Annotated in this window: 8 protein-coding genes; 6 read left to right on the top strand and 2 right to left on the bottom strand. The window is 69.7% G+C overall.

The features are described 5' to 3' along the window. The first annotated feature begins 250 nt into the window (after window positions 1–250). From urtA to urtE, 5 genes are all read left to right on the top strand, one after another. Window positions 251–1,504, top strand: a complete 1,254-nt coding sequence (gene urtA, locus G6017_RS03110; protein WP_182615915.1) for an urea ABC transporter substrate-binding protein — start codon at window positions 251–253, stop codon at window positions 1,502–1,504. An 84-nt stretch (window positions 1,505–1,588) separates the two neighbouring features. Continuing rightward, on the top strand, window positions 1,589–2,473 hold the full coding sequence (gene urtB / locus G6017_RS03105; RefSeq protein ID WP_182615913.1) for an urea ABC transporter permease subunit UrtB: 885 nt from the start codon (window positions 1,589–1,591) through the stop codon (window positions 2,471–2,473). Beyond that, on the top strand, window positions 2,470–3,699 hold the full coding sequence (urtC, locus tag G6017_RS03100; protein ID WP_194307710.1) for an urea ABC transporter permease subunit UrtC: 1,230 nt from the start codon (window positions 2,470–2,472) through the stop codon (window positions 3,697–3,699). Before urtB ends, urtC begins: the two co-directional genes overlap by 4 nt. Then, complete coding sequence (gene urtD / locus G6017_RS03095; RefSeq protein WP_182615911.1) at window positions 3,696–4,583, top strand: urea ABC transporter ATP-binding protein UrtD; 888 nt, start codon at window positions 3,696–3,698, stop codon at window positions 4,581–4,583. Before urtC ends, urtD begins: the two co-directional genes overlap by 4 nt. Continuing rightward, a complete protein-coding gene (gene urtE / locus G6017_RS03090; RefSeq protein WP_179523259.1) occupies window positions 4,580–5,281 on the top strand; it encodes an urea ABC transporter ATP-binding subunit UrtE in 702 nt (233 codons plus the stop codon). The genes urtD and urtE overlap by 4 nt, the downstream gene beginning before the upstream one ends. A 117-nt stretch (window positions 5,282–5,398) precedes the next feature. Here urtE and G6017_RS03085 read toward each other — a convergent pair whose 3' ends face one another. Next, window positions 5,399–6,964, bottom strand: a complete 1,566-nt coding sequence (locus G6017_RS03085; protein ID WP_179524186.1) for an FMN-binding glutamate synthase family protein — start codon at window positions 6,962–6,964, stop codon at window positions 5,399–5,401. A gap of 165 nt (window positions 6,965–7,129) precedes the next feature. Between G6017_RS03085 and G6017_RS03080 the strand changes: the two genes are divergently transcribed. After that, a complete protein-coding gene (locus G6017_RS03080) occupies window positions 7,130–7,960 on the top strand; it encodes an acyl-[acyl-carrier-protein] thioesterase (RefSeq protein ID WP_182615909.1) in 831 nt (276 codons plus the stop codon). Between the two features lie 15 nt (window positions 7,961–7,975). On the opposite strand, the gene G6017_RS03075 is transcribed toward G6017_RS03080, so the two are convergent. Then, window positions 7,976–8,233: glycerate kinase (locus G6017_RS03075; protein ID WP_182615907.1), on the bottom strand; the 258-nt coding region annotated here is incomplete at its 5' end.

Raw genomic sequence — 8,233 nt, 5'->3', positions numbered from 1 at the left:
CCGGAGGCGGTGGAGGCCGCGGTGCGCGCGGTGTGGTCCGCCGCGCGCGAGCACGTCCTGGTGGCGCCGGCGCCGGATCTGCGCAAGGGCTGAGAAACCCAGGGTTCACTGCAGGTGGACTGAGGCAACACAGGCGAAACACGGTAGAACCGTGCGGCTCACATGAAACTCATAACTTTGCCTTCATCGAGCGTCGATCCCCGAGAAGCGGGGGCCACCGACCGCCCGCCCACGGCAAGGATGAACCCGCGTGAAATCCATCTCCAGACGCACTGCTGCCGCCGCCGCCCTCGTGGTTCTGGGGGCTGGCGCCCTCACCGCCTGCGGAAACCGCACCTCGGACACCGCCGCGGCCCCCGCGGAATCGTGCGTGGACACCTCAGGCGACACCATCAAGATCGGGTCGCTGCACTCGCTCTCGGGGACCATGGCGATCTCCGAGAGGACCGTGCGTGACTCCGTCGAGCTCGCCGTGGAGCAGATCAACGCCGACGGCGGAGTGATGGGCAAGCAGATCGAGACCGTGGTCGAGGACGGGGCCTCCGACCCGGCCGTGTTCGCGGAGAAGGCGCAGAAGCTCATCACCAGCGACTGCGTGGCCGCGATCTTCGGTGGCTGGACCTCGTCCTCCCGCAAGGCCATGCTGCCGGTGGTCGAGGACAACAACGCGCTGCTGTACTACCCCGTGCAGTACGAGGGGCTGGAGGCGTCGGAGAACATCTTCTACACCGGCGCCACCACCAACCAGCAGATCGTCCCGGGGCTGGAGTACCTCAAGGAGCAGGGCGCCCGGTCGATGTACCTCGTCGGTTCGGACTACGTCTTCCCGCAGACCGCGAACCGCGTGATCAAGGCGTGGGCGGAGGCCAACGACGTCGAGATCCTCGGTGAGGACTACACGCCGCTCGGGTCCACCGACTTCTCCACCATCGTCAACAAGGTGCGCACCGCCGACCCGGACGCCGTGTTCAACACCCTCAACGGCGACTCCAACGTGGCCTTCTTCCGCGAGTACACCAATGCGGGCCTCACCGCCGAGGACACCCCGGTGGTGAGCGTGTCAATCGCCGAGGAGGAGGTCCAGGGCATCGGCGCGGACAACATCGCCGGTCAGCTCACGTCGTGGAACTACTACCAGACCATCGAGAGTGCGGAGAACACGTCGTTCGTCGAGGCGTTCAAGGCCAGGTTCGGCGAGAACAGGGTCACCTCCGACCCGATGGAGGCCGCGTACACCTCGCTGTTCCTGTGGAAGAACACGGTCGAGGCGGCGGGCAGCTTCGACGTCGCCGACATCCAGGAGAACGCCGGAGGGGTCAGCTTCGACGCCCCGGAGGGCACCGTGACGATCAACGGGGACAACAACCACATCTCCAAGACCGCACTCGTCGGGGAGATCCGGCCCGACGGCCTGATCTACGAGGTGTGGAGCTCGGGCGAGCCCATCGAGCCGGACCCCTTCCTGGAGGGCTACGACTGGGCCGGCGACCTGTCCGGTAACTGACCCAGTCCGAGTCCACCGCCCCCCGCGGCGGTCCCGGTCACCGGGGCCGCCGCGGGCGGGCGCACGCAGGAGAAAGGAGCCGGTGTGGACGTCATCATCGGTCAACTCGCGACAGGACTGAGCATCGGCTCGATCCTGTTGCTCGCAGCGCTCGGCCTGTCCCTGACCTTCGGGCAGATGGGCGTCATCAACATGGCGCACGGCGAGTTCATCATGGCCGGCTGTTACACGGCCTACGTCATCCAACAGTTCGTCGCCGCCTCCGGTGCGGGGCTGGCGATCTCCCTCGTGGCGGGGTTCGTGGTGGGTGGGCTGCTCGGGGTGATCCTCGAGGTGCTGCTCATCAGACGGCTGTACGCCCGACCGCTCGACACGTTGCTCGTGACCTTTGGCGTCGGGCTGGTACTGCAGCAGATCGCCCGCGACATCTGGGGAGCTCCCGCCGTCAACGTCGAGGTGCCTGAGTTCCTGCGCGGGAACCTTGTCCTGTTCGGGGCGTCCGTCCCGTACACGCGCGTCTTCATCTTCCTCCTGGCCGTCACGTGCGTCGCCGCCCTCATGTCGGCCATGCGCTTCACCCCGATGGGCCGGCGCATCCGGGCCGTCACCCTCAACCGCGATCTCGCCGAGAGCTCCGGCATCAACTCGCGTCGCAGCGACCTCACCACGTTCTTCATCGGCTCCGGCCTCGCGGGGGTGGCGGGCGTGGCACTGACCCTCATCGGCTCCACGAGCCCCACCATCGGGCAGTCCTACCTCATCGACGCCTTCCTCGTGGTGGTGGTCGGGGGCCTCGGTCAGCTGCGGGGCGCCGTCATCGCCGCCTTCGCGTTGGGGATCCTGAACTCGTTCTTCGAATACTCCACGACCGCCTCCGTGGCGAAGGTGCTCGTCTTTGTGACGATCATCGTCTTCCTCCAGATCCGCCCGCAGGGGCTGTTCGCCGTCAAGACCAGGAGCCTGGCATGACCGACACCGCCACCATCGGCACCACCACCCCGGAGCCGGCCGAGCCGGCCTCGGGTCGTCGGGGTCGGCCACCTCGCCTGCCCCTGCCCGGTGCGCAGACCACCGAGGGCGAACGACCCCGGTGGGTGTTCTGGGTGGCGCTCGTCGTCGCCGCGATCCTCATCTTCGGCGTCGCGCCCGCCCTGTTGAGCGAGTTCCGGCTCAACCTGCTGGCCAAGTTCTTCTGCTTCGGCATCGTCGCCAGCGGGATCGGGCTGGCGTGGGGGCGGGGCGGTATGCTCACGCTGGGCCAGGGCGTGTACTTCGGCGTCGGTGCGTACGCCATGGCGATGTACCTCAAGCTCGCCGACGCCCGCGACCGCGGCGGTCCCGACGCCCTGCCGGACTTCATGCAGATCGCCGGGATGCGATCGCTTCCCGGGTACTGGGAGCCGTTCGCCTCGCCGGTGTTCACCCTCGTGGTGATCCTGCTCCTGCCGCCCCTGCTGGCCTTCGGGTTCGGATATCTGGTGTTCAACCGCAAGGTCAAGGGCGCCTACTTCGCGATCCTGTCCCAGGCTCTCGCGGCCGCCGCGGCGATCTTCCTGGTCAGCCGACCCGAGCTCGGTGGCTCCAACGGGCTCAACCGGTTCACCGGGTTCTTCGGCTTCGCCCTGTCGGATCCGGCCAACCGCCAGATGCTGTACTTCATCACCGGCGGCGCCCTCATCGGTGTGGTGTTGCTGGTGCGCCAGTTCATGCAGTCGCGCTTCGGTGAGCTGCTCGTGGCCGTCCGCGACCAGGAGGAGCGGGTCCGCTTCCTGGGGTACGACCCGGCGCTGGTCAAGTCCCTGGCATACGCGGTCGCCGCCTTCGCGGCCGGGATCGCGGGGGCGCTGTTCGTCCCGATCGTCGGGATCATCTCGCCCTCGGCGATCGGCATCGCCCCATCGATCGCGTTCCTCATCGGCGTCGCGATCGGCGGCCGGGCCACGTTGCTCGGCCCGGTCCTGGGAGCGATCGGAGTGGCCTGGGCGCAGACGACCTTCTCCGAGGCCTACCCGTCGCAGTGGACCTACCTGCAGGGTGTGCTCTTCATCGTCGTCGTGGGCTTCCTGCCCGGCGGACTGGCCAGCCTGTTCGTCATCCGCCGGCGCCGCAGGTCCACCGGGTCCGGCCCCGCGACCCCCGCCACCACCGGATCCGCCACCACCGGATCCCGCACCACCACGGAGGAGAACTCATGACCCCCACCGCTGTGGCCACCGGCTCGACCGGGGCCGGAGGCGGCCGCGCCGGCGCCTCGACGGGACGGACCTACCTGGAGGTCCGCGGTCTGACCGTCTCGTTCGACGGGTTCCGCGCCGTCGACGGCGTGGACCTGACGCTGATCCAAGGTGACCTCAAGTTCCTCATCGGACCCAACGGCGCGGGCAAGACCACCGTCGTCGACGCGATCACGGGGCTCGTCCCGGCGACGGGGACGGTCGACAAGACCGGGCAACCGGTGCTGGGGATGAAGACCCACAAGATCGCGCGCATGGGGATCGGCCGGACCTTCCAGACGGCCAGCATCTTCGAGGACCTGACCGTGGAGCAGAACCTGGACATCGCGGCTGGCTCCGGTCGGGGATGGGTGACCCTGCTGCGGCGTCGCCGAGGCCGCGCGACCGTGGTCGCCGAGGCGCTGGACACCATCGGCCTCGAGCACCTGGCCGGCACCAAGGCCGGGGTGTTGGCCCATGGTCAGAAGCAGTGGCTGGAGATCGGCATGCTGCTTGTCCAGGACTCCGACGTGATGCTCCTCGACGAGCCCGTCGCCGGCATGGGGGCGGACGAGCGCAAAGCGACCGGCGAACTGCTCCAGCGCATCGCCGCCGACCGCACGGTGGTGGTGGTGGAACACGACATGGACTTCATGCGCGACTTCGCCACCTCGGTCACCGTTCTCGCGGCCGGCAAGGTCCTCGCCGAGGGCACGGTCGCCGAGATCCAGGCCGACCCCAAGGTCCAGCAGGTGTACCTGGGCACCGCGGCCGCCACCGGCACCGAGTTGGAAACCGGTACCGAGCCGGAAAGCGGTACCGAGCCGGAAAACGGTACCGAACCCGAGATGGAGTCAGACGAATGAGCGCACTACTGCAGATGTCCGGCGTCCGCGCGGGGTACGGCGGGTCCGAGGTGCTCCACGGGGTGGACCTGGAGGTCCCCGCCGGGGGCGTGGCCGCGGTGCTCGGGCACAACGGGGCGGGAAAGACGACCCTGCTGCGGGCCGCCGTCGGCCTGCTGCCGTGCAAGGCCGGCACGATCACCTTCGACGGCCAGGACATCACCGGACTCAAACCGCATGGCCGAGTGGCGCTGGGTATCGGCTACGTGCCCCAGGGTCAGCAGTCGTTCACCCAGCTCACGACCGCCGAGAACCTGCGGGTCGTGGCGGACGGGCGCAAGCGGGGGAAGGCGCTCATCGACGAGTCGCTCGACCTGTTCCCGGCGCTCAAGGAGCTGCTGGATCGGAAGGCCGGGTTGCTCTCCGGTGGGCAGCGGCAGCAGCTGGCGATCGCCCGGGCGCTCATCACCGAGCCGCGGCTGCTGGTGCTGGACGAGCCGACCGAGGGCATCCAGCCCAATGTCGTGGCCGAGATCGAGCGGATCATCGTGGACCTGGCCTCGCGCGGCGACCTGTCCGTGCTGCTGGTCGAGCAGCATGTGGGGTTCTCCCTGAGGGCCTCGGACGTGTTCTACGTGGTGGAGTCGGGCCGGGTCACCCACTCGGGCGCCTCCGACGACACCGCCGCCCACGAGGTGACGTCGGCGCTGGCGATCTGAGCGAACCGGCCCCCTCGCCAAGAGCGTTCCGCACACATCGGCCGAGTAGATCTGCGCGGAACGCTCTTTTCGATGGCGGGGCGGGGCGGGGAGGAGCAGGGGCGGGCAGGGGTGTGGTCAGAGCCCGGGGGGCGTGTAGGCGGCGGTGTGCTCGGCCGCGCCGCTCGCGGTCATGAGGTCGGTGATCCGGCGGATGTCGGCCGGGCCGGGCAGTCCCCACCCGGGTCGGTATCCGTAGATCTCCGCGAGCGTCGTCGAGTCCCGGGTGCCGTTGGCCAGCTCCACGTCCTCGGGCCCGATCAGTGACGGGTGGGGCACGCCGACGGCGCCGGAGATCTTGACGAGATCGCGTCGCAGCGACCGGATGTAGGCCGCGCACCGCACGGCCTTGTTCGTGGGGTCCACTCCTCGGACCAGCCACGGGTTCTGGGTGGCCACCCCGGTGGGGCAGCGGTCGGTGTGGCACTTCTGGGCCTGGATGCAGCCGATGGAGAGCATGGCCTCGCGGCCGACGGCGATCATGTCCACACCGAGCGCGAACGCGACCGCCGCGTTCTCGGGGATGCCCAGCTTGCCGGAGCCCACGAACACCACGTCGTCGGTCAGTCCGGCCTCGGCGAAGACCCGGTAGACGCGGGAGAATCCCAACCGGAACGGCAGTGACACCGCGTCGGTGAAGACGAGCGGGGCGGCGCCGGTGCCACCCTCGCCACCGTCGATGGTGATGAAGTCGACGCCGCGCTGCCGCGGGATCATCGCGGCGGCCAGCTGCTCCCAGAAGTCCAGCTCGCCGACCGCGGATTTGATGCCCACCGGCAGGCCGGTGCGCTCGGCGATCTCCTCCACCAGGTCGAGCATGGAGTCCACGTCGTGGAAGGCGGTGTGCCGGGACGGGCTCGCACACTCGCGGTCGGTGGGGATGCCGCGGATCCGCCCGATCTCCGCCGTGACCTTGGCCGCGGGCAGCAGGCCGCCCAGTCCGGGTTTGGCGCCCTGGCTGAGCTTAATCTCGATCGCCCGGATCGGGTGCTTCTCGGTGAGGGCCACCAGAGCGTCGATGTCGAATCGGCCTTCGGCGTCGCGGACCCCGAAGTAGGCGGTGCCGATCTGGAAGACCAGGTCACCGCCCTTCTGGTGGTACGGGCTCAGCCCGCCCTCGCCCGTGTTGTGCAGAGCGCCCGCGAGGGCGGCGCCGCGGTTGAGGGCCTCGACAGCAGGGGCCGACAGCGCGCCGTAGCTCATCCCCGAGATCGACACCAGGGACTCGGGGCGGAACGCGCGGGCCCGGCCGCGGGCGGCGCCGAGGACCTTGGCCGGTGGGAGTTGGAGCTGCTCGGCGGAGTGCGCATGGGCCGACACCGTCACCCCGGCGAACGTGCGCGGCTTGACGATCGGGTAACCCTCGAGGAACTCGATGTTGTTGTCCGTGCCGAACCCGAACGTTGTGGCCCGTCCCTCCGCCGACTCCTGGATCCAGGCACGTTGGTCCCGGGTGAACGGCCGCTCCTCGTTGTTGCCCGCCACGATGTACTGGCGCAGTTCGGGACCGATGGAGCTCAGGGCCATCCGCGCGTGCCCCAGGACGGGGAAGGTCCGCAGGATCGGGTACCTGGTCTGTCTCAGGTCCGAGGCCGCGACGGCGGCCAGGGCGGCGACGGGGGCGCCGAGGAGCCACTTGCGCATGTCGACCTCCGGGGTCTGTCGGTGTCCCCATCATGGACCACCCGTCGCCCGGCGTGCCCGGGACCGCCGCGCGGTGGGAGTACGTCTACAGTGGCCGGACCGTCGCGGGATACCGGAAGGGCGCGACGCGCCCGCCCGGACCGGACACGCGAGAGGACCACATAGATGACCGACCCAGTGCAGGATGACGGCCCGCAACCGCTTCCCCCTCCACCCTCGGCCGGATCGGGCTACTCCACCTCCCGCACGGTGCGAACGGGCGAGGTCGATCCCCTGCGCCGGCTGCGGTTGGACAGCATCGCCCGGTACCTCCAGGACGTGGCGGGCGACGATCTCGAGGCCACCGGTCACGCGCGGACCGACCCGTACTGGATCGTCCGGCGGACCGTGATCGACGTGATCGAGCCGATCTCCTGGCCGGCCACCGCCCACCTCCAGCGCTGGTGCTCCGGATTGTCCACCCGGTGGGCGAACATGCGGGTGCGACTGACGGCGGAGCACCGGGACGGCCCCGACGACGACGGGCCGCGACCCGACGGACTGGTGGAGACCGAGGCGTTCTGGATCAACGTCAACGCCCACGGCGTGCCCGCCCGCATCAGCGACGAGGGCTTCGCCACCCTCTCGGCGACCACGGAGACCCACCGCCTGCGGTGGGCCGCCATGACCACGCCCCCGCCCGTCGGGTCCACCGGACAAGATCTACCGGAGGACCGGCCCCACATCCTCCGCAGCACGGATTTCGACCTGCTCCAGCACGTCAACAACGCCGCCTACCTCGACGCCGTCGAGGACGAGCTCATGGATCACCAGGACCTGCTGAGGCAGCGCCACCGCGTCGTGATCGAGTACTCGCACCCCGTGGTCCCGGGGTCGTCGATGACGATCCGGCGTCGGCGGACCGGACATCGGTTGCAGATGTGGATGACGGCGGACGACCGCGTCGCGGCGACGGTGACCGTCACGGGTCAGCCGGACGTCCGGCAGGAGAGCTAGGCGAGCGGACGATCGTCAGGGCAGGATGCGCGAGACGACCTCCGCGGCCACGTCCTCCAACAGCGCGCCCGCGTTGGCCATCGACCTGGCCAGGTCCGGCTCCCGCTCGGTGAGGGCGGCCGCGGCCGCGAACCCGGCCTCCGCCACGCGGTCGGCACCCAGGTCCAGCCGTCCGCACACGGCCACCACCGGCACGGCGTGCGAGCGACACAGCGCCGCCACACCCATGGGGGTCTTGCCGTGCATCGTCTGGTCGTCGAGCCGGCCCTCGCC

The organism is Dietzia sp. B44 (genome assembly GCF_014145245.1).
GTDB classification, from domain to species: domain Bacteria; phylum Actinomycetota; class Actinomycetes; order Mycobacteriales; family Mycobacteriaceae; genus Dietzia; species Dietzia natronolimnaea.
This window is presented reverse-complemented; position numbering and strand designations above follow the sequence as displayed.